Source organism: Gilliamella sp. wkB18 (genome assembly GCF_001690875.1).
Classification (GTDB): domain Bacteria; phylum Pseudomonadota; class Gammaproteobacteria; order Enterobacterales; family Orbaceae; genus Gilliamella; species Gilliamella apicola_A.
The window spans coordinates 1-22,110 of record NZ_LZHM01000083.1 but is presented as its reverse complement, the minus strand read 5'-3'; the positions used below and the strand labels follow the sequence as shown (position 1 = coordinate 22,110).

20 protein-coding genes and 3 tRNA genes are annotated in these 22,110 nt (G+C 31.4%); 11 read left to right on the top strand and 12 right to left on the bottom strand.

The features are described from left to right. Positions 1 to 1,225: 1,225 nt before the first annotated feature. The 4 genes from A9G48_RS08985 to A9G48_RS08970 form a co-directional block, all read right to left on the bottom strand. Positions 1,226 to 1,301, bottom strand: a tRNA-Lys gene (locus A9G48_RS08985). A gap of 182 nt (positions 1,302 to 1,483) precedes the next feature. Continuing rightward, complete coding sequence (locus A9G48_RS08980; protein ID WP_034945890.1) at positions 1,484 to 4,342, bottom strand: valine--tRNA ligase; 2,859 nt, start codon at positions 4,340 to 4,342, stop codon at positions 1,484 to 1,486. Positions 4,343 to 4,493: 151 nt separating this feature from the next. Then, a complete protein-coding gene (locus tag A9G48_RS08975) occupies positions 4,494 to 4,949 on the bottom strand; it encodes a DNA polymerase III subunit chi (protein ID WP_034945893.1) in 456 nt (151 codons plus the stop codon). 14 nt (positions 4,950 to 4,963) lie between these two features. After that, positions 4,964 to 6,448 (bottom strand): leucyl aminopeptidase, encoded by a 1,485-nt coding sequence (locus A9G48_RS08970; protein ID WP_034945896.1) that lies wholly within the window; start codon positions 6,446 to 6,448, stop codon positions 4,964 to 4,966. A gap of 144 nt (positions 6,449 to 6,592) precedes the next feature. Between A9G48_RS08970 and lptF the strand changes: the two genes are divergently transcribed. Then, a complete protein-coding gene (gene lptF / locus A9G48_RS08965; RefSeq protein WP_065576088.1) occupies positions 6,593 to 7,696 on the top strand; it encodes an LPS export ABC transporter permease LptF in 1,104 nt (367 codons plus the stop codon). An 11-nt stretch (positions 7,697 to 7,707) separates the two neighbouring features. Then, positions 7,708 to 8,772, top strand: coding sequence for an LPS export ABC transporter permease LptG (gene lptG, locus A9G48_RS08960; protein ID WP_034945902.1), 1,065 nt, complete (start codon positions 7,708 to 7,710; stop codon positions 8,770 to 8,772). Between the two features lie 148 nt (positions 8,773 to 8,920). Here the strand turns inward: lptG and msrB are convergent, their stop codons facing one another. The 3 genes from msrB to msrA are packed head-to-tail and all read right to left on the bottom strand — an operon-like array spanning position 8,921 to position 10,488. Further along, positions 8,921 to 9,364: a peptide-methionine (R)-S-oxide reductase MsrB gene (gene msrB / locus A9G48_RS08955; protein ID WP_034945905.1), complete on the bottom strand. Its 444-nt coding sequence runs from the start codon at positions 9,362 to 9,364 to the stop codon at positions 8,921 to 8,923. A gap of 54 nt (positions 9,365 to 9,418) precedes the next feature. Further along, positions 9,419 to 9,937, bottom strand: a complete 519-nt coding sequence (locus A9G48_RS08950; protein ID WP_034945908.1) for a cytochrome b — start codon at positions 9,935 to 9,937, stop codon at positions 9,419 to 9,421. Continuing rightward, positions 9,937 to 10,488 carry a peptide-methionine (S)-S-oxide reductase MsrA gene (msrA, locus tag A9G48_RS08945; RefSeq protein WP_065576087.1) on the bottom strand — a complete coding sequence of 184 codons (552 nt, stop codon included), beginning with the start codon at positions 10,486 to 10,488 and terminating at the stop codon, positions 9,937 to 9,939. The genes A9G48_RS08950 and msrA overlap by 1 nt, the downstream gene beginning before the upstream one ends. A gap of 166 nt (positions 10,489 to 10,654) precedes the next feature. Between msrA and A9G48_RS08940 the strand changes: the two genes are divergently transcribed. Next, positions 10,655 to 10,927 carry a DksA/TraR family C4-type zinc finger protein gene (locus A9G48_RS08940; RefSeq protein ID WP_034945916.1) on the top strand — a complete coding sequence of 91 codons (273 nt, stop codon included), beginning with the start codon at positions 10,655 to 10,657 and terminating at the stop codon, positions 10,925 to 10,927. A gap of 282 nt (positions 10,928 to 11,209) precedes the next feature. Here A9G48_RS08940 and A9G48_RS08935 read toward each other — a convergent pair whose 3' ends face one another. Further along, positions 11,210 to 11,416: a hypothetical protein gene (locus tag A9G48_RS08935; RefSeq protein WP_034945920.1), complete on the bottom strand. Its 207-nt coding sequence runs from the start codon at positions 11,414 to 11,416 to the stop codon at positions 11,210 to 11,212. A 426-nt stretch (positions 11,417 to 11,842) separates the two neighbouring features. Between A9G48_RS08935 and A9G48_RS08930 the strand changes: the two genes are divergently transcribed. Beyond that, complete coding sequence (locus A9G48_RS08930; protein ID WP_034945923.1) at positions 11,843 to 12,490, top strand: DUF421 domain-containing protein; 648 nt, start codon at positions 11,843 to 11,845, stop codon at positions 12,488 to 12,490. Positions 12,491 to 12,672: 182 nt separating this feature from the next. On the opposite strand, the gene A9G48_RS08925 is transcribed toward A9G48_RS08930, so the two are convergent. Continuing rightward, on the bottom strand, positions 12,673 to 13,089 hold the full coding sequence (locus tag A9G48_RS08925) for an Rrf2 family transcriptional regulator (protein WP_034945926.1): 417 nt from the start codon (positions 13,087 to 13,089) through the stop codon (positions 12,673 to 12,675). Between the two features lie 124 nt (positions 13,090 to 13,213). Continuing rightward, a complete protein-coding gene (hcp, locus tag A9G48_RS08920) occupies positions 13,214 to 14,884 on the bottom strand; it encodes a hydroxylamine reductase (RefSeq protein ID WP_034945929.1) in 1,671 nt (556 codons plus the stop codon). Between the two features lie 1,105 nt (positions 14,885 to 15,989). Here hcp and A9G48_RS08915 point away from each other — a divergent pair. The 7 genes from A9G48_RS08915 to A9G48_RS08885 are packed head-to-tail and all read left to right on the top strand — an operon-like array spanning position 15,990 to position 21,268. Then, positions 15,990 to 16,607 (top strand): NAD(P)H-dependent oxidoreductase, encoded by a 618-nt coding sequence (locus tag A9G48_RS08915; protein ID WP_051825224.1) that lies wholly within the window; start codon positions 15,990 to 15,992, stop codon positions 16,605 to 16,607. Next, complete coding sequence (locus A9G48_RS08910) at positions 16,579 to 17,103, top strand: DUF2867 domain-containing protein (protein WP_034945932.1); 525 nt, start codon at positions 16,579 to 16,581, stop codon at positions 17,101 to 17,103. The genes A9G48_RS08915 and A9G48_RS08910 overlap by 29 nt, the downstream gene beginning before the upstream one ends. 3 nt (positions 17,104 to 17,106) lie before the next feature. Beyond that, a complete protein-coding gene (locus A9G48_RS08905; protein ID WP_034945935.1) occupies positions 17,107 to 18,246 on the top strand; it encodes an AfsA-related hotdog domain-containing protein in 1,140 nt (379 codons plus the stop codon). A gap of 19 nt (positions 18,247 to 18,265) precedes the next feature. Beyond that, a complete protein-coding gene (locus A9G48_RS08900; RefSeq protein WP_034945938.1) occupies positions 18,266 to 19,420 on the top strand; it encodes an NADH:flavin oxidoreductase in 1,155 nt (384 codons plus the stop codon). A gap of 5 nt (positions 19,421 to 19,425) precedes the next feature. Further along, the gene (locus A9G48_RS08895; RefSeq protein WP_051825226.1) at positions 19,426 to 20,202 is read left to right on the top strand and encodes an SDR family NAD(P)-dependent oxidoreductase; all 777 of its coding nucleotides are present in this window, start codon (positions 19,426 to 19,428) and stop codon (positions 20,200 to 20,202) included. Between the two features lie 12 nt (positions 20,203 to 20,214). Next, positions 20,215 to 20,958 carry an SDR family NAD(P)-dependent oxidoreductase gene (locus tag A9G48_RS08890; RefSeq protein ID WP_051825228.1) on the top strand — a complete coding sequence of 248 codons (744 nt, stop codon included), beginning with the start codon at positions 20,215 to 20,217 and terminating at the stop codon, positions 20,956 to 20,958. A gap of 28 nt (positions 20,959 to 20,986) precedes the next feature. Beyond that, positions 20,987 to 21,268: a YciI family protein gene (locus A9G48_RS08885; protein WP_034945941.1), complete on the top strand. Its 282-nt coding sequence runs from the start codon at positions 20,987 to 20,989 to the stop codon at positions 21,266 to 21,268. Between the two features lie 351 nt (positions 21,269 to 21,619). Here the strand turns inward: A9G48_RS08885 and A9G48_RS08880 are convergent. Further along, positions 21,620 to 21,695: transfer RNA gene (locus tag A9G48_RS08880), tRNA-Gly, on the bottom strand. A gap of 13 nt (positions 21,696 to 21,708) precedes the next feature. Next, positions 21,709 to 21,796 (bottom strand) — tRNA-Leu (locus A9G48_RS08875). Positions 21,797 to 22,110: the final 314 nt, after the last annotated feature.

Genomic DNA, 22,110 nt, shown 5'->3' with positions numbered 1-22,110 from the left:
TATCCAAAATATTACAGCATTTTGCAAAATTTTTAATTATCTAAACAAAAATTTCAATCGCTAATGATTAAAAATATCATATGCAATAAGTTGGCTATTAGTAAATGAAAGATACTGAAATACTTTGAATTTTTGAAATCAATACTACCATAACAATTTATCATAAATTTAAATAGACAAAATGATGGTTCATAACATGCTTTTTTATTTATTAATCATAAAATAGAATTTCTTTTTTCTATTTTAAGCATATTTTTAATATCGATACACTTTCTATTTAATCTTATCATATTTTTCTACTAAATATGATATTACATTAGAAGAAAATTCATCGTTGTAATATGCTAATCACGATTAATATATTGATTATCATATTAATTCTATTTCTAAAAATAAAATCATTTTCGCCAAATCATAACGGTTAAATCAAAGTCAAAAAATAAATACAAATGTATTAATACAATATAAACAAATTAATAACAAATTCTATCTAAATAATTTTTAAAAGATTCCATTTGATTTATTAAGCCTAAAAATTGCTATAATTAATTTTTGATTAGCTAATTTTTTATATTGATGACGAAACTAAATATCGTATTTTCTCACCAATAACACGTTACTAATTACACGTAAAATGTGGCAATTAGTTAATAAAAAATAGAAATTGGGCTAGGATAAATGAATGTAGTGATATTTAGTTGTGCAGAGACAAATCTTCGACAAGCAAGAGGTTAGTGCAACCTCTTCCAAGTGTAACATGGCACAATGTGAATCTTGTTAACCGTGTGGCAACGGTAATAAATGATAATACAAAATCAAAGAGAACTAAGTTGTTACTGTTAAATCATGGTGCAATTGAATTGATACATAAATTACGATTTAAAAATAATTGTGAATAAGTTTTTACACGTAAACCCAAAACGCATTAATGATATTGATCAACCAGATCTTAGCACTACCTATGAACTATAGGGTATTGAAGATTTTACATTCCATGATTTGAGCCACACTTGGTCAAGCTGGCACGTTCAAGTTAGTACACTATTATTTACGTTAAAAGTGCTTGCAGCGGAAATGTTGAAATGATAAAGAAATACACTCACTTGAATACTGATCATATGCTGGAGCTTGCCAAATAATGTCACATTCACGGCACAAAGTATAATTGACACTCATACACAGGACCACAAACAACCTAAATAGCGTTGTAAAAGCAGGCATTTAATGGTGGGTTGTGAGGGGATCGAACCCGCGACCAATTGATTAAGAGTCAACTGCTCTACCGACTGAGCTAACAACCCACAGAATTAATCCGGATCATTGTATATAAATCTATAATAAAATGCAAACTATCATTTGAATTAATTTTATCATTATAAAATTTTACTACCGATTTGTTTTTTATTTGAAGTGGAATTAACCACATGAATTAAAATAAAAATCTCTCACTAAGGTTATTATTGAGAGATTTTTTATAATCAAATTATAGATTTTTTATTGCAGTATACTGCTCTTGCAGTTTGGCTTTATCGTCAATATAACCTTGTTGTTTTTCTTTCTCTTTCGCTACTACTGCAGCCGGTGCTTTATCAACAAAGCTTGCGTTAGATAATTTGTTTTCAATACGAGAAATTTCGCTATTGATGCGTTCGATCTCTTTTTCTAAACGCACAAGTTCGTTTTCTTTATTGATTAATCCTGCCATGGGAATAAGTAATTCAGCACCATCCACCAATTTAGTGACAGACAGTGGTCCTGTTTCGCCATCATCAAGTAAAACAATTTCGGATAATCTTGCTAGTGATTCAATAAAGTTGATATTGTCACTGATAATTCGATGTACCGTTGGTAAGGCTTTTCGAATTAGTAGTTGCAATGGCTTACTTGGTGCAATATTCATTTCTGCACGAATATTTCGCACAGCAATTACCACATCTTTTATCCAATTAATATCAGCTACAGCTTCGTCATTTATATGTTGTTTATCAAAATTAGGCATTGGTTGTAACATAATGGTGTCAGCCGTTATGTGCATTAATCCTTTTACATTTTGCCAAATTTCTTCCGTAATAAATGGAATAATTGGATGAGCAAGGCGCAATAAAGCTTCTAGCACCGTCACTAAAGTATGACGAGCAGCACGTTGCTGTGATTGTTTGCCATTGGCTAAAACCGATTTGGTTAGCTCTAAATACCAGTCACAAAATTGGTTCCAAGTAAATTCATATAAAATATTTGCGGCTAAATCAAATCGATAGGTATCAAATGCTTCACGATAAGATTGAACGGTTTGATTAAATTCAGCTAAGATCCATTTATCTGCTAAAGAGTAATCAAAATCTCCCCCATTAAACCCACAATCATGCCCTTCTGTATTTATTAATACATAACGGCTAGCATTCCAAAGTTTGTTACAAAAGTTTCGATATCCTTCTAATCGTTTTAGATCCCAATTAATATCTCGTCCTGTTGATGCTAAGGCAGCTAACGTGAAACGCAATGCATCAGTACCATGAGCTTCAATACCATTAGGAAACTGCTTTTGAGTTCGTTTAGCAATTTTTTCAGCTAATTGAGGTTGCATCATATTGCCAGTACGTTTTTCTAATAATGTGTGCAATGAAATACCATCAATCATATCTAAAGGATCAATCACGTTACCTTTAGATTTTGACATTTTTTGTCCTTCTTCATCACGAATTAAGCCTGTAACATACACTGTTTTAAAAGGAACTTGTGGTTTACCTTGCTCATCTTTAATAAAATGCATGGTCATCATGATCATTCGGGCAACCCAGAAGAAAATGATATCAAAGCCGGTCACTAGTACATTCGTTGGATGGAACGTGGCTAATTCGTCAGTATTTTCCGGCCAACCTAACGTTGAGAATGTCCAAAGTGCAGATGAAAACCAAGTATCAAGTACATCTTCATCTTGCTCTAACTCAATATCGTTCGACAAATTATTTTCACGTCGTACCTCAGCTTCGTCACGACCAACATAAACATTACCTTGTTTATCATACCAAGCAGGAATACGATGCCCCCACCATAATTGACGTGAAATACACCAATCTTGAATATCATTCATCCAAGAAAAATACATGTTTTCATACTGTTTTGGTACAAATTGGATATCACCATTTTTTACAGCATCGATCGCAGGCTCTGCAAGTACTTTTGCACGTACATACCATTGATCTGTTAGCATAGGTTCGATCACAACACCACCACGATCACCATAAGGGACAGTTAAATCATGAGGTTCAATCTTTTCTAAAATACCAAGTGATTCACATGCAAAAACCACAGCTTTACGAGCAGCAAAACGTTCTAGGTTTTGAAATTGCTCTGGAATAGTGGGTTCATAAGCATCACTTGGTTCACCATTAGTATCAAACACTTCAGCTTGCTGACGAATATCACCATCAAAAGTAAATATGTTGATCATCGGTAATTGATGACGTCGCCCAACTTCGTAATCATTAAAATCGTGTGCAGGGGTGATTTTTACGCACCCTGTACCTTTGGTTATATCGGCATGTTCATCACCAACAATTGGAATCCGGCGATTCACAAATGGCAATATTACAAATTGACCAATCAGATCTTTATAGCGTGGATCTTCAGGATTAACCGCAACTCCAGTATCGCCAAATAAGGTTTCAGGACGAGTGGTTGCAACAACTAAATAATCTTTACCCTCGGCTGTTTTGACTCCATCAGCTAATGGATAACGCAAATGCCACATTGAGCCTTTAACTTCTCGGTTTTCAACCTCTAGATCTGAGATCGCCGTGCGTAATTTAGGATCCCAATTAACTAAACGTTTGCCGCGATAGATGAGGTTTTCTTGATATAGTCGAACAAAAACTTCTTTTACTGCGTTTGATAAACCTTCATCCATTGTGAATCGTTCACGATCCCAATCGACCGAATCCCCTAAACGACGCATCTGTTTTGTGATGCTACCACCTGATTCAGCTTTCCATTGCCAAATCTTGTCAATAAAAGCATCTCGACCATAATCATGGCGAGTTTTGTTTTCTTCTGCGCCAATTTTACGCTCTACTACCATTTGCGTTGCAATACCCGCATGATCGGTTCCGGATTGCCAAAGGGTATTATGCCCCTGCATACGATGATAACGAATCAAGGCATCCATAATTGTTTGTTGGAAAGCATGCCCCATATGTAAACTACCAGTTACATTCGGCGGTGGAATAGCAATACAGTAACTTGGCTGAGATTTATCGCCATTGGGTTTGAAATAACCACTTTCTTCCCAATGTTTATAAATAGGTTGTTCAATTTCGTGTGGATTATAAGTCGTATTTTTCATAATTAATGCATAAATCCTGATTTAGGGCATAAAAATACTTCCTATTCTACAGTAAAATAGAAAAACAATAAATTGGCAGAACAATAAACTAGATACATTTGATCCCTTTTAAAAAAACTTTTGTCTAAAATTTTATTGATAATTTTTAAACCTATCTACATAAAGTAGGAATAGTTTTAAGGTTAAAACCTGCGTCTTTATAAGACATATATCTAATTCTAGCTAGCAATTTCAATCGTTCATTAACGGGTACAAAATCTATTATGTCACGATAAACACCTGCAAATTCAGGAAATTGCTCTTGTAAATTAATTAATAATTGACGAGTACCACTACTGCGCCTCGCCGGCCAACTAATTTCTATTGGGGAGCCTCCTTTCATGCCTTCACCAGCTAAATTATGTGGAACAAAATTTTCAGTATCTAATTGCCAAAGATATTCATCTATTCGTTCTGCTTGAGTTTGATCTTGACAAGCAACCAATACTCGCAATTTGTTTTGCCAAGCCTCAACAATTTTTTCACAAGCGAGTTTTTCATAAAATAACATGCCTAATTCACTCGCTTCCGTCTGGTTTTCTAATAGGTAGAAAATCACTTTTTTCATAGAATGTAAGCTCGCTAATTACTTTCAAGTAAATATTGAATCAACATTGCAACTGGGCGCCCAGTAGCCCCCTTTTTTGCTCCTGATTGCCAAGCTGTGCCTGCAATGTCTAAATGAGCCCACGGATATTTTTCTGTAAACCGTGATAGAAAACAAGCAGCGGTTATCGTACCACCATCACGGCCCCCTGCATTAACAATATCAGCACAACTTGATTTAATTTGTTCTTGAAAATCATTATCTATCGGTAACGCCCATGCTTTATCGCCCGCCTTATTCGATGATAAAATTAGCTGTGCAACTAATTTTTCATTGTTACCCATTACTCCAGTATAATGGTGACCAAGTGCAACAATGCAGGCTCCTGTTAACGTAGCTATATCAATCACAATTTTAGGATTGTAACGTTCAACATAAGTCAACACATCACATAAAACTAAACGACCTTCGGCATCAGTATTAATGACCTCAACAGTTATGCCAGACATTGTCGTTAAAATATCACCTGGTCTATAAGCATTACCATTTGGCATATTTTCGCAACCGGCCATAATTCCGACTACATTAATAGGTAACTCTAATTCGGCGACAGCTTTCATAACCCCATACACTGTTGCTGCACCACACATATCATACTTCATTTCATCCATGCTTGCAGAAGGCTTAATTGAGATTCCACCAGAATCAAAGGTTAATCCTTTGCCAACTAATACATAAGGTTGAGCATTTTTTTCTTTGGCACCTTTGTATTCAATAACTGTCATAATTGATTCATTCTGTGAACCACGTCCGACAGCTAAATAAGCATTCATATTGAGTTTAGTTAGCTCTTTTTCCCCTAAACAAGAAACTTTTAAAGAAGAGTGACGTTTTCCAAGTTGCTTACCTTGATCTGCCAAATATTGAGCATTGCAAATATTTGAAGGCATATTAGCTAAAGTTTTAGTCGATTCAACAGCGTTTGCAATAATTTGACCCTGCGCCAAATTATTACTTACAGTATCAACTAATTTTGGATCGTTATATAATAAAGCAATGTTATTTAAACTTAATCCAACTGTTTTATTTGATTTAAATTCATCAAAGCGATAAGTTATCTCGCTTACAATTTGTGGAAGTTGTTTAGCTACCTCATCACTTATTGATGAATTAATGGTTAAAAGATCCCAGGAAATAGTTTTAATTTTTTTGGCAATCACTTCATTAATAACCGTTTGTATCAATTTTTTAGATTTGCTTAAATCAAATTCCTTGAATTTACCACAACCTACAAATAATATCTTTTGCCTTAAATTATTCATGTATGGATATAGCAAAGTTGTTTGTCCTAATTCACCACTTATATCACCTGATTTGATTAATTGAGTTATCATTCCCTTAGTAAATTGATCTAAATCTTTTACAAAAGCTGATTGTTCTTTTTCTGAACTTATTGAAATAACTAAACATTCATTTTTTAGTTTGGTTATAATATCACTGTTTTTAATTAAAAATTTCATAAAACTTCTCTTGTAAAATATGGGATAAATACTGATATTCTATCGATTCATTATGGGATAGCAACAAAAAAGATAACTAAACCGATTAATTCAGTTTATAATAGTTCAATTTTATAAAACATTAATTTTGCAGATAGGTTAAATGTGATAATTCGACGATATTTAGTTAAAGAGACATTGAAAACTCAAGGTGCAATTCTTTTCATCTTACTATTAATTTTCTTTTCTCAAAAGCTAATTAAAATTCTATCGAGCGCCATTGAAGGGAATATACCTCGTGATTTAATTATGCCATTGCTCATCTTGGGTATTTCTAATATAGCAGATCTTATTTTACCGCTAAGTCTTTTTTTAAGTGTATTAGTTACTTTTGGGCGACTTTACTCTGATAGTGAAATGGTTGCCATGCATGCATGTGGAGTGAAAAAAAATATCGCCTATCAAGTTGTTTTTTTACTTTGCATTTTTACTTGTATATTAACAATGATAAATACACTTTGGTTTGGACCATGGTCTAGCGTCAAACAAGGGCAATTAATTGAAAATGCAAAAATTAATCCAAGTTTAACAGGTTTATTAGAAGGACAGTTTCAACAAACACCTGACGGTAATTCCGTAATCTATATAGGAAATGTTAATAATAACAATCTTGAAAAGATTTTCATTGTACAAACTAATCCTAAAAATAATTTAAGACCATCAATAATTGTAGCGAATAAAGGTAAAACAGGAAGTGATAAAGACGGTAACCAAACAATCACATTAGAAAATGCTAATCGTTACGAAGGTACTACACAATTAAAAGATTTTCGGATATCAAACTTCCATAATTATTTAGGCATAATAAAACCCAAAGAATTAGAGAATTATGACGATGAAGAAAAATTAGATGCCCAGCAACTTGGACTATTTGACTTATACAATATCCGATCATCAAAAACTAAAGCAGAATTTTATTGGCGATTAACGCTGATGATTTCAGTACCTTTAATGGCTTTTCTTGTAATTCCTTTAAGTGTTTCAAATCCGAGACAAGGAAGGCTTACCCAAATACTCCCTGCTTTACTACTTTATTTGATCTATTTTTTACTATCGAGTTCAATAAAAGGAAGTGCAGGAAAAGGACATATAAATCCAGAACCTTGGTTTTATATCATTAATACAGTATATTTTATTATTGCGTTATTTTTAAATTGCTGGGATAACTTGTTTATACGTAAACTTCGTCTTAAATATTTAGCATCATAAAGGGGAAAATTGTGTTTTCGATTTTAGATCGCTATATTGGTAAAACAATATTAAGTACCATTGGGTTATCACTTTTTTTACTAATTAGCTTATCAGGAATCATTCGTTTTATTGATCAGCTTCGAAAAATAAAGGGCGACTATGATGCATTTGCTGTAGGAATTTATACCACCTTAATGGCGCCCAAAGATTTAGAAACATTTTTCCCTATGGCTGGATTATTAGGTGCATTAATTGGATTAGGTTTACTGGCATCTCGCAGTGAACTTATTGTTATGGAAACATCTGGATTCAGTCGATTTAAAATTGCTAAAGCAGTGATGAAAACAGCTATTCCATTGGTTGTGATTACCATGGCAATTGGTGAATGGGTTGCCCCTGTAACGGAACAAGCTGCTCGAAATATGCGCTCTGAAAAACTTTATGGTAATTCATTAATGGCAGAGAAAGGAAGTTTGTGGGCAAGAGATGGAAATAACTACATCTATATAGGCCGCATCAATAATGATAATTCTATATCACATATTTTTATTTACACAGTCGAAAATAACAAATTACTTTCAATCACACATGCTGATTATGGCGTATATTCTAATAATGAATGGACGTTGGCTCAGGTTGAAAAAAATGATCTAACAAACCCAAAACAAATAACTGGTACCAATTTAGTACTTATGAAGTGGCGTACCAATATCACACCAGATAAATTAAGCATAGTTGCATTTGATCCTGATTCACTTTCTGCTAGTGGTCTTTATCAATACTCCAAATATTTACATAATTCAGGGCAAGATACAAAATATTACGATTTACTTTTCTGGAAAAAAATAATTAAACCAATATCTGTAGCAGTAATGATGCTACTAGCATTATCTTTTATATTTGGACCTCTGCGCAGCGTATCTATGGGTGTTAGAGTCATTACCGGTATAAGTTTTGGTTTTCTATTCTATATTACAGACAATCTCCTTGCACAAATAAGTATTGTAATTGGACTTTATCCATTAATTGGCTCATTATTAACTAGCATTGTATTTTTAATGATTTGTTATGTTTTATTTAAAAAAAAGAATTAACTCGTACGAATTGTTAAATACTGCAAGTTAGGTATGAAAAACCCCAAAATTCATTTTTATTTTATAAATGAACAAATAAACATAAATAATTGAAGACCTTTTTTCTAAGCCCTATTATTCATACTAAATAATAGGGTGTTTTAATTAGCTAAGCTTTCTTAAAAAGTTTTAAATATTGCCCATATCCTTCTGCTTTAAGATCATCTTTAGGTATAAAGCGTAACGCTGCTGAGTTTATACAGTAGCGTAATCCACCTAATGTTTTTGGTCCATCATGAAAAACATGACCAAGATGGGAATCAGAAGTTACTGAGCGAACTTCAATACGATGCATTCCATAGCTATTATCTTTTTTTTCAACAATAGAGTGTTTACCAATAGGTTTAGCGAAACTAGGCCAACCACACCCTGAATCAAATTTATCTAATGAAGTAAACAATGGTTCACCAGAAACGATATCAACATAAAGCCCTTCTTGATAATTGTCGTTGAACTCATTATCAAATGGTGGTTCAGTTCCATTATGCTGCGTTACATGATATTGCATAGGCGTTAACGTTGAAAGTACTTTTTCTTTCATTAATTTATTCATAATCAGTAAAACCCTTTAAATTATTAAGATAATTAAAACGGCAAAATATCAAGTTTATAACATTGATTGTAGAACTTTATCTTTAAGAAAAAAGTAGTGATACATTGCCCCTATAACATGCAAAAGCAATAAAATCATAAAAATAAAAGAGGTTAAAATATGAGTATTGTAAAAAAATGTATAAAACTTATTAGGCATATCAATTGCAGGAATTGAAATAACACCAAATACATTAAAGTCACGGCTACTCATCAAATATCCTGAAATAGGGACAATTAAAAGAAAGATGTAAATAAATCCTTGGACTGATTTTGACAATATTTTTAGTAATCTATTATCATTAGATAATAGATTCGGAGAACTTTCGAATATTACGACAAGTATTCGCCATACGGTTAATACCACGATAACTATCCCAAAAGATTTATGTAGTAAATAAATATTAGGCATTCCCCCCAAATAATATGACATGCTTCCTTTAAATGCTATCAGTAAAAAAGTCATTAAAACACATATCGCTGATAACCAATGAATCCATTTTTGTTTTACAGAATATTGTGGATAATTTTGCATTATTTATTTACCTTAGATGAATTTTTGTCCTGCCAGTGCGTCGATATAAAATGAGCTCGGCCTGATAATTGATAATAACGATTATAGTGTTCAGGTTGCTTTTTATAATAGTCTTGATGATAATCTTCTGCTGAATAAAATTCAACAGCGGGCTCAATATCCACTGTTATTGGATTAGCAAATCGATTACTTGCTTCAAGTGCACGCAAAGATATTAATGCTTGTTGGTGTTGAGATTTATTATGATAAAAAATAGCCGGACGATAAGAATCGCCACGATCGGCAAATTGTCCTCTTTTATCTGTAGGATCTATCTGTTGCCAAAAAACATCAAGTAATTTTTGATAACTTATTTTAGATGGATCAAAAGTTATTTGAATAGCTTCAGTATGCCCTGTATTTCCCTGACAAACTTGTTGATAAGTAGGATTAGCAACATGTCCTCCAGTGTACCCAGAAATAACACGAATAACACCATCATACTGATCAAATGGTTTAACCATACACCAAAAACAACCACCAGCAAATATTGCTTGTTCATATTGTTGCATAACTATCTCCGCTAAATAATACAAAATAGATATGTTGATTACATCAATATATTATCATTCAACTTACATTAACATTCATACAAATTAATAATAGCCAAACCATGGCTTGAAAAAGATTTAAAAAACCATATCTAAAAAGCTACGTTACTATCATAGGGGTTACATTATGGCTAATGGCTGGGCATCAGATGATGCCGTAAATCAACAAATAGAAGGTACAATTTCTGACGCTATCGAAAATGCTAGACGCCAATTAAAACAAGGTGTTAATAGTGCTAATTTTTGTATTGAATGTGGTGAAATCATCCCTGAAGCAAGAAGGCATGTATTGCCTGGTGTCCAGTTTTGCTTCACCTGTCAACAAGAAATTGATAAGCAAATAGCAAAGGCAGCAGTCTTATATAATCGTCGGGGCAGTAAAGACAGCCAGCTTAGGTAACAATACCATATATTTGCTAAATTAATTACTCTTCCATAATTTACAAAATTGTATCAATTTATAGAATTAAAACTCTAATTTCATTAATAACTAACATATTAAAAATTAGCAGTCTTACCGTTTTAACTTTATTATATGTAATTTAACTTTCAGTAACTAAAGCGTTACTCAACCTGATTACAAACTAAATATTCCAGATCAAAATAAAAGTAACGCTCCGTTTTATTTTTTACAAAATAATCAAAATGCAAGTATATCTATTATCCACTGAAAAAATTGAGATTATTTTTTATCTGGATGAGGGTCTTTAGCTGAATCACCTTGTCCTGTAACAATATACCAACCATTCTTAATATGTGGTTTTTTATTATGATCTGGGCAAGGTGGTAAGGATTTTTTACTTTGATTTGAATAAATATAACCACAATCTGCACATTTATAAGTACCCGCTGAAACATCACTACCGTACGAAGCAAATTTTTGTACCATTATAAGCTCCTCCAATAATTTTATATTAGCGATAAGCACCTTACTTATCATTAATATATATAAACTGTGATTAAACAAAAATCAAGATTAGATTTCGTTAATTTACACTTTATAAAAAAGCAGTGAATAAAAGTTGATGATTATTAACTATGCATGGTTTATACAGACTATATTAAATAGCTATATACAAATAAGACTTATATTGTCGATTTTCCAATCTAGATATATAGCGTATAATACAGTTTCCAATTTTCGAAATATTAATATCTTTTATTAATAAAGTTATAATAAATCAATGATTCACGCTAGACTAAAACTCATACATATTGTTAACAAAAGTTACTAAATATTCTGAAGTTAATGCTTCAACTTACTACTACAGTAACAGCATACAGATAAATAAAAATATTAACTAGGAGGTAGTGAATGTATTTATTAGAAATGGCACCAAAATTTTTATTAGCATTAGTTATCTTACTTATTTATGTGAAATTATCAGGCAAAAGCCAAATAGCACCTATGTCTCAGTTAGATCAAGTTGGTAGTATGGTAATTGGTGCTTTGGTTGGGGGAGCATTGTTAAGCCCAACCGTCTCTGCATGGGAAGCAGCTGCTCTTGTAGCAATTTGGGCCGGTTTATTGGTTATAATCAGATTCATCAAATCCAAAAATTCTCGTTTAAGAGATGCAATTGATGGTGCGCCTATTCAGCTGGTCAAAAATGGAAAATTAATAACCGATAATTTTATCAAAGCCAATTTACCTGTACGAGACTTTGAAACTTTAGTTAATATACAAGGTATTTCATCATTCGAACAATTAAAGCAAGTTTGGTATGAATTAAATGGATCATTAACAATTATCAAGAAAGGTGAGAAAGATATTGCGGTTCTAATTATTGAAAATGGAGGAATAAGCCATGATAACCTCGATCAGATCCAAAAAGATGAAGATTGGGTTAAACAAGAAATTCATAAACAAGGATATGAAAAGATAGAGGATATTTTCTGCGCGGAATGGTTTGATAATAAATTATTTATTTATCCTTATGATAAAGCCCAGCAAAAAAATTAATAACCGATTAATATAACTTTATAAGTATAAACTTATATTGCTAATTGTTCATATATTTTTATTTGATCGTTTTATTTAATTAGATTGTCTAATGCGTGTGCTTAATCACTTTTAACCTAACCTGGCAGTTACTAATAAAACTGTTCAGGAATAGGTTATTATCTAGTTAAAACCAAATAAAATTATGATAGGCTAATTAATTTTGTCTTGTCGTTAATTAAATCATCAATTGTATATTGTTCTAATTCTTTTAAAAATGCCTCTTTTGCATCCCATAAATATCTTTTTAAAAGACAAACTGGGCTAATATTACATGCTGAAACGCTACAATCAAGTAGTTCTAGCGGTTCAATCTGCCTAATAACTTTACCTACATTAATTTGACTCCCATGCATTTTTAATTTTATACCGCCATACTTTCCTTGTTTTGTTTCAATATAACCTAACTTACCTAGTTTATAGACAACTTTAACCAAATGATTTTTAGATATATTATAATATTTACTTACCTCAGTAATATTTGTCATTTCACCTTCAGTTAAAGCTGACAAATAAATAAGTACACGTATGCTATAATCAGTAAAATTTGATAATTGCACTAAATCTCCTATATTATACAATCTATTAATATTCTTATTTGGCCTATTCTAGTTTAGAATAATCTGTTCCCATAAACACTATTATCTGCATCGAAAAGCAGATAATAGCATAAATCCATTTATTTTAAGCCGCATTAAAAGTTAATATTTGATTTAAATCACTGGTTGCATCTGCCGTAATACGTAAATCAAACTTATTTTTCAATATGCTCAATAAGTTATCTGTTAAAAATTCGGGAATTGAAGGCCCTACATAAATTCCTTTAATACCCAATGATAGTAAAGTGAGCAAAATGACAATTGCTTTCTGCTCAAACCATGATAGAACCAATGTTAATGGAAGTTCATTAACGCTACACTCAAAAGCTTCAACCAATGCAAGCGCTAATTGAACTGCCGAATAAGCATCATTACATTGCCCAATATCAAGTAAACGAGGAATGCCATTAATATCACCAAAGTTTTGCATATTAAAGCGATATTTACCACAACCTAAAGTTAAAATAACACTATCTTTAGGTACTTGGTTTGCCATTTCGGTATAATAATGACGTTCACTTTTGCTACCATCACATCCCCCAATTAAAAAGAAATGCTTAATATTTCCAGCTTTTACTTGTTCAACAACTGTAGGTGCAACATTCATTAATGTATTTCTTGCAAAACCAACAGTTATATAATGTTCAATTTCAGTATAATTGAAACCTGATTGATTAAGTGCACAATCAATAACAGGACTAAAATCATCAGTCTGAATATGAGCAACCCCAGGCCAACCAACCATATTACGAGTAAAAATGCGATCCGCATATCCGTTTGTAAAAGGGTTTATAATACAATTTGACGTCATAACAATTGCCCCGGGAAAATTAGCAAATTCAACTTGCTGATTTTGCCAAGCGCTACCATAATTTCCGACTAAATGAGTATATTTTTTTAATTCTGGGTAAGCATGAGCGGGTAACATTTCTCCATGAGTATAAACATTAATGCCCTTTCCTTGCGTTTGTTCTAAAATCAAACGTAAATCATGAAAATCATGTCCAGAAACTAAAATACATTTGCCTGCAATTGGCTTAGTATTTACTTTAGTTGGGACAGGATGACCAAATTCAGTTGTTTCTCCCATATCAAGCATCGACATAACTTTATAATTTAATTGCCCAATCTGCATTGAAAGTTCAAAAAGCTTATCTACATCAGTTGGATTATCGCCAAGAATGTTCATGATGTGATGATATTCTGAATAAACTTCATCATTAAATTGACCTAATACCGCAGCGTGTTCCATATAAGCTGCCGCGCCTTTCAAGCCATATAAAGCTAATAAACGAAGCCCTATTACATCATCACCAACTTGTTCTTGCTCTCGATTCAACTTGACTTGACTAGCAAACGCTAATAGATCCTCTTTTGCTTCTGGATAATTAAGCTTAGCTGCATAACTTAATGCTGGTAAAATATCATTTACTTTAAGCGCAGCACTTTTAGCGCAATGTGCTAACTTTTGACAATGTATATTAGCTTGCTCAAGATATTCTAGCATCCGCTGCGCATCAAAATTGACATTAGTTAATGTCGCAAAAAAAGTTTGAAACGACCACCTATCAATCTCTCTATCCACAATGTTATACCTACGACAAAGCGTGGCCCAATACGAAATCTTTTGTAAACTAGCTACTAAAACATCTTGCAAATCAGAAACTTCTGCTGTTTTACCACACATACCTTTTGCATAATTACAGCCTTTATTATTTGATTTTATTATTGTTTGCTCACACTGAATACAGAACATAATATCTCCTCTTTTTCCATTCTTGTAAACATATAAATAAAATACATGTTTAAATAAAAAAAGAAAAGCAGATTAAGCTTTATTGATTTAAAAACAATCATAGAAAATTAGGATTAAATTATTTAATGCCCTATAAAGTTCTTCAAAATTATAAATAATTAACTATTCTTCGATAACCAGCCCTGGCTCCTAGTTGTTAATAAGTAGGGTTAAATTATTTGGTATAGCCACTTTGATATGGACTATAAAGGATGATATAGTAACCATAACATAAATTTTTTCCTAGCTAGTGAAAGTTTTTCTATAAATTTGGTTTATTACCTATCCGTATTTTGGGTAAATAACCATGATATTGAGCCAGATTATCCTACTAACGGACAACTGACTACAATATCAAGCCTAGTGCCACACTATTAAAGTCACCTATCACTTGAATGCTTTTTTACAATTTACCTTGAGATTGCCTTTTAAGTCTCAATTCTTAAGGTAAATACATTATGGTTACACTAATAGCTAAGTTTTCATATATAGTAAAAACAATTAGAAAAGACCTAGAGTAAATGCTTGTCAGTAAAAGGACTGAACTCCAAAACAACAACCTAAATTTAGTAATTTAAGTTAAACATATTATGCATAGCAGCTAAATTTGAATCATACATTCAGCATAAACAGCAAAGCTCTTAGACTGAAATGCCTGCAAAAGAATCTTTTAAAATAAATACGATTGGTGCTCTGTCATTTTTTATTATGTAAACTCTATGTGGGTTAATGGAGAAAATTTTTGACTTTGAAAATGTACTATTTAGGAGATAGTTACATTTGCATATAGCTTAATTGACCATGTTTTACTTACCTAATTTAATAAAACTAAATTTTATCATAACTTTTTAGTATGCAACTTACCCTGAATTTAGCAATCAACCGCTTAAGCACATCACCCACACTATAGATCATTTTTAAATCTTTGACATTAAAAGCACCTTTAATAACTTCTTATTTTTCAAAATAATAAATAATATTAACTGGAAAATTACTGCTGTATTGATATTTTTTAAACACCATGATAGCATGTAAAGATAATCTTTTTTATATAAGGAACTAGGGTATGAAAAAAACATTAATTTTACTTGCACATCCAAATTTAAATGAATCAGTTGTTAATAAAGCTTTAATACAGAAATTAACTCCTTTCGCTTCAGAAAATTTGATAATTCGTGATATTTCAAAATCCTGTGTAAATAATCAGTTCAATGTAGAAGAAGAGCAATCTTATCTATTAAACTCCGAACGCATTATTTTTCAATTTCCATTATATTGGTATTCCTACCCTGCAATATTAAAAAAATGGATTGATGAAATTTTTCTTCCGGGTTTTGCTTATGGTAGAAAAGGAACAGATTTAGGAACTAAGCTCATTAATAAACAATTTAGTGTCATAGCATCTATTGGTGGAACAAAAGAAGTATATACTCCTGGAGGTGTTGTAGGTTTTTCTATTAATGAGTTATTAAGACATTTACAGATAACAATTGAATATGTTGGTGGTATATATACTTACCCATTTTTTATTTATGGTTCAAACTTTATTAAAGAAACGTCCAAATTGGATGATATTTTTAAAGATTACAAAGAACATATATTTTCAGAATATATTCCTAAAGATAAACAATATAAAAAATTGATTAAATTAGCTTATGAATGCCAAGCAAAAGGGTTCTATTAAAAAACTCAATGCTTTATTAAACAATATAACTCTTATAGCAGAAGAAGTTGATTATTTAAGCTATCAAAGCTTATATATTTCTAAAAAAATTTCAGCATATGATGCTTATAAAAAAATAACGAGTTATCAACCTAAATGGATAGAGTTACTGTTTAACATTAGAGATTTTTTAGGAAAAATAGTTGGAATTAAATCCATTAACGGGTTCAATGTATTAGACAAAAACGAACCCGATATAGGAAATAAAGTCCACTTTTTTACAGTCATTGAAAAAGAAGAAAATATATTAACGTTGGTAGTAAGAGACTGGCATCTAGATGTTTGTGTGCATATTCGTATTATCAACGCTAATGATTATCATAATAAGTTATATTTAATTACATCAGTTAAAAATCACAATCTTGTTGGAAAATTATATATGTTGCCTGTTTCTATCATGCATCCATATATTGTAAGTAAATTGTTCGAAAATCTTAATATTAAACAGAAGGAATAAAAAATGGATAAAAAAGCACTTGTTGATTCGTACATAGTTCATAAATCAGAAGTAGAAGATGTACTTATTTATGAACCTAGTATTGTACTATTAAATATGATTAAAGAAGATGATTTTAACGATTTAATACTCTCTAATCCAGAGCATGAACATCTTCTTAAATCTGTTTATAAACGCTGTAAATCTAATAAACAACATATTTATACTCTTAGAACATTACCAATAGAGATATCAAAAGATGTAGCTTGTACTATTCTTTCTGATATACATATAGCTGAGTTTTATAAACCACTAGATGATAATACTTTAGAATTAATTAGTGCTTATATGCCTCTACATCTAGAGGAAATTATTAGAAGTAGATTATTACCCAATATTCCTCCAATTAATGATGATGATAAAAGAGCAATTTCTAACATACAAAACACCGCCCCTATTTATTCTTATTTCTTATTTAATAATACAAAAAACCAATATTTTTACAAAAAAGTCCATGAACATGTTCCTGGAATGATGTTATTAGAAGCTGCAAGACAAGCTGCATATGATTACGTTTACTCAACAACAGGGCATAAATACAAAGAGGTTTCTATCTCAATGACAAGTCTTGGAGTAAATTTTTTAGACTATGTTGTGTCATCTTATCCACTAGAGATACTTTTTTCTCAAAAAGATTATGTTCGTAGGGTAAAACCTAAAATTCTTGAAAAGAAAGCATGGTTTTATCAGAAAGGTAAGCTTAAAGGAACTTTCTCCTTAAATTGTGCAGTTATTCCCATGAGTATTTTTCCTAGATTAAGAAATGAACACTATGCTAAAACACATAATTTTTATCCTTTCGATAAGGACATGTCAATAAAAGTATTTAGCAATAATGGCCAAGAATCAAATAAAAAAATAATATACTTATCATTAACAGGGATCACAATAGAAAGTGATAAAGATGATAATGCAAATATTTCTAGTGTAATTTTATTGAATAAACATGAGTTCTCAATAAAACAACACACAACAATAGAAACAAACAGTAATTGGCACTATTTGATATTTGACGATTTATCTAAATCTCAGTTACTAACATTGAATAATATAATAAATACTTCTTTTTATCATAAACCTATGTTTGATGAACTAAACATTTAAAAACTGGGATAAAAAATACATGAATGATTTAATTCTATTATCACCTTTACATTTTGAAAATGGAATATCGATTAAGAATAGATTATTTTTATCATCGATAGGACTAGACTTAGCAAAACCCACTGGCGAATGTTCCGAAGAATTGATCAATTTTTATAAAAAAATTATCGATGGCGGCGTTGGGATGATTATAATTGGCAATTCAACGGTGTCACCATCCTCCCGCTTACATGAAAGAGGGCTAGCTTTATATGAATGGAAACATGCACAAGCTCTAAAGCCAATTTTTGAATATGCCCATCAAAAAAATGTATTAGTGGTAGTACAACTCCAGCATTATGGTGCACAAGGTTCATCAAAACACACAAATTGCCCTCTATTATCCCCTAGTGGGCAATTTAGTCAAAAAATGAAAAAAAAATTCCCAGAAGACAAAGTTATAGAAATGTCTATAAGTGATATTGAAAATGTCATTGAGGAATTTGCTCATTCTGCATGGTTAGTTCAACAAGCTGGTGGTAAAGCTATTCAAATCCAAGCAGCTAATGGATACCTAATTAGTAGTTTTTTATCGCCTTATACAAATAAAAGAACTGATGACTATGGTGGAACCCCTAAAAAAAGAGCGCTTATACTGATAAAAATCATTGAAGCTATTCAAGTTAAAACTAAATATAACCTAAGTATTTTTATTCGCTTGGGCATTGATGATTATTTTGATAATGAAGAAGGGCAAAAACCAGAATATTTAGAGGAAGTAATACATGAATTAGAACAATTAGGCATTGATGGGATAGAATGCTCAATGTGTATAGGCGAAACATTTTACAAATTTTTAAGTGGTTATAATCAAAACAGCAAAAATAGAATTTTCTCTGGCGCAAGTAAAATTAAGTCTTATACAACTAAAATTCCAGTAGGATGTACAGGACTAGTTCACTCAATATTGGATGCAGAAGAGCAACTCCATAAATACAAACTTGACTATATTGGTATGGCAAGGGCATTATTTGCCGATCCAAAACTTTTATCCAAATTTTTTGAAAAAAGAGAAATCAACGCTTGTAGATTTGATGGTTTTTGTTTTAAAGATAAAAGCAATCCAAAATTAGACAGAGTTTATTGCTGTGTTAACCCTGATTATTTAAGAGATTCTCAAACTAAATATGAGTAAATAAAATGAAATACATTGATTTTGAAGACAAAAATATCATCGTTGTTGGTGGTACAAATGGTATAGGTCTGTGCTTAGTACAAAGACTTATTGAATTAAAAGCAAATATTATTGTTCTTGGAAGAAATATTGACAAGCCTGAACTCAAAAAATTAAAGGATCATTGCCAATTTTTTAAATGTGATATTTCAAACTCTAATGACATTGATAATACTTTTGATCATATTAAAAACGAATATAAAGTTTTACACTTTGCAGTAAATAATGCTGGTATCACAGCCCCTTATAGTAATATCTCCGAATTGGATATTATTCAATGGAAAAAAATTATTGACACCAACTTAACAGGTACAGCCCATTGCTTAAAAAGAGAAATCCAATTAATTTCTCAAAGTAAAGGTGGCGCTATAGTAAATATTTCATCCTGTGCAGGATTACAAGCATTACGAATGCAAGCTGCGTATTCCGTAAGTAAAGCCGCCATTAATATGCTAACACAAGTTGCTGCTATAGAGTGTGCCGTTGATCATGATAATGTACATGCAATTCGAGTTAATGCTGTAGCTCCAGGACCAATATTAGGAGGAATGAATAATGAGGAAAATTTGCGAAAGAACCCTGAACGGACAGAAAGAAAATTATCAATTACAGCAATGAAAAAGTTTGGCACAGCTGACGAAGTTGCTAATAGTGTTTTATGGTTATTAAGTCAACAATCATCATATACTACAGGCGTTATATTACCTATTGATGGTGGATTTAATTCAGGTAAATTCAATTAAAAGACAAACTTTATGAAAAAAAATATCTTTATCTCTGGAGTAAGCTCAGGAATAGGTCGTGAGCTAGCTCTTTATCATTTAAAAGAAGGAGACAGTGTATATGGTATTTCCCGAAGTAAATGTGCTGAGCTTGAAAAATATCAACATTTCCATCATCACTGTATAGATTTATCACAATCGGAATTTATAGTTAGCCATTTGAAAGAATTTTCTAATCTAAAACAAATTAAAAAGATTGACCGTTTATACCTAAATGCAGGTCTATTTAATAAAGTTACTCGGTTAGATCAATTAAGTTTTGATGACTTTAATTATGTTATGTCAGTTAACTTATTTTCTTATAAGATTTTATTAGATTTTTTTCTAAATCATGACCAGCTATCATTAGAACAAATTATAATATCCAGTTCAATTGCCGGTGTTCGTCCGAGACAAGGAATGTCTGTTTATGCGGTATCTAAAGCAGCATTAAATATGATGATAAAAATATATGCATTAGAAAACCCACATTTATTTTTTGCTGTAATTGGACTATGTATTTTTGACTCAGCAGTTTCTCGTGTAATAACTTTAGACAATCCAAAGCTAAATGAATTTCCAGAATTAAAAAAATTAGCTGAGCGCTTATCTAAAAATGATGGTTATTTAGTAAGTTCACAACAAAGGGCTAAAGAATTGATTCATGTTTTAAATAATATTGAAACTTTACAAATCACATCTGGTGATTTTTTTGAAATACGTGATCTACTACATTAAATTTATTTTATTAAATAAGGAAAAACAAATGATAATTGTAACTGCTACATTTAAAAAACCAATGCAAGAGATTTTAGCAAAATTAGATGAACATAATAAATTTTTAGATAACTATTTCGCTCGCAGTAAGTTTTTAGCTTCTGGACTTTTTGAAGATAAAACAGGCGGTATAATTTTAGTAATGAGTGACTCGATTGAAGAAACAAAAAATATAATAAAAGAAGACCCTTTTTATATTCACGACCTTGTAGATCTTAGTTATACCTTTTTTCAAGCATCAAAATTATCACCTAATCTAACGACACAATAAGTCACTTTATGCCCTTCTCTTAAAAAACTATGAAACTACTTTAGATAGCATATTAAGTACATTTAAAGTTGTATAGTTCTTTATGGGAAGGGAAACAGATAAATTACACTAGCTAGTCATATTCAGACACTAAAATTGAAAAATGGTTATCGCTAGTATTTGAATCAACTTTTATTTTTTACCAATTGTTAATAAAATAATAATAACAAAATTCTTATCAACCAAAGTGTTAGGTCAAATTTTAATGCTATAAGCCTAATGATTGGGTTCTATATTGTAATAGAAAAGTCAGACACAATTATTAATTTTCATGAAATAATAAATATTGATTTTCATCTAAAAACACTAGATTGGAGCGGGAAACGAGGTTCGAACTCGCGACCCCGACCTTGGCAAGGTCGTGCTCTACCAACTGAGCTATTCCCGCATAGGTAAGTAAGTGGTGCCCGGGGCGAGACTTGAACTCGCACGGCCAAAAAGGCCGAGGGATTTTAAATCCCTTGTGTCTACCGATTTCACCACCCGGGCTCAAAACACATTACAAAATATAATTGCGTTTCGAATGCTGAGCATTTTACCTATCTGAATTTCTACGTCAACTAAAAATTTAAAATTATTGATTAATTGCTCAATGTTTATCATTTTTGTGGATTTATTAAGCTATCATAAAATAAAATACATTTTAAACGTATATCTTGATTAAACTAGTGATTGTATTTGCAATTAAGTGGCAATGAATTTTTATAATAAATTATATTCAGTTGATTTTAAATTTTGCTTTGTATACCAACCACTTTTCTTAGTATAAATAAAATGTTTTTTGAAATTATAATGGAATAAAG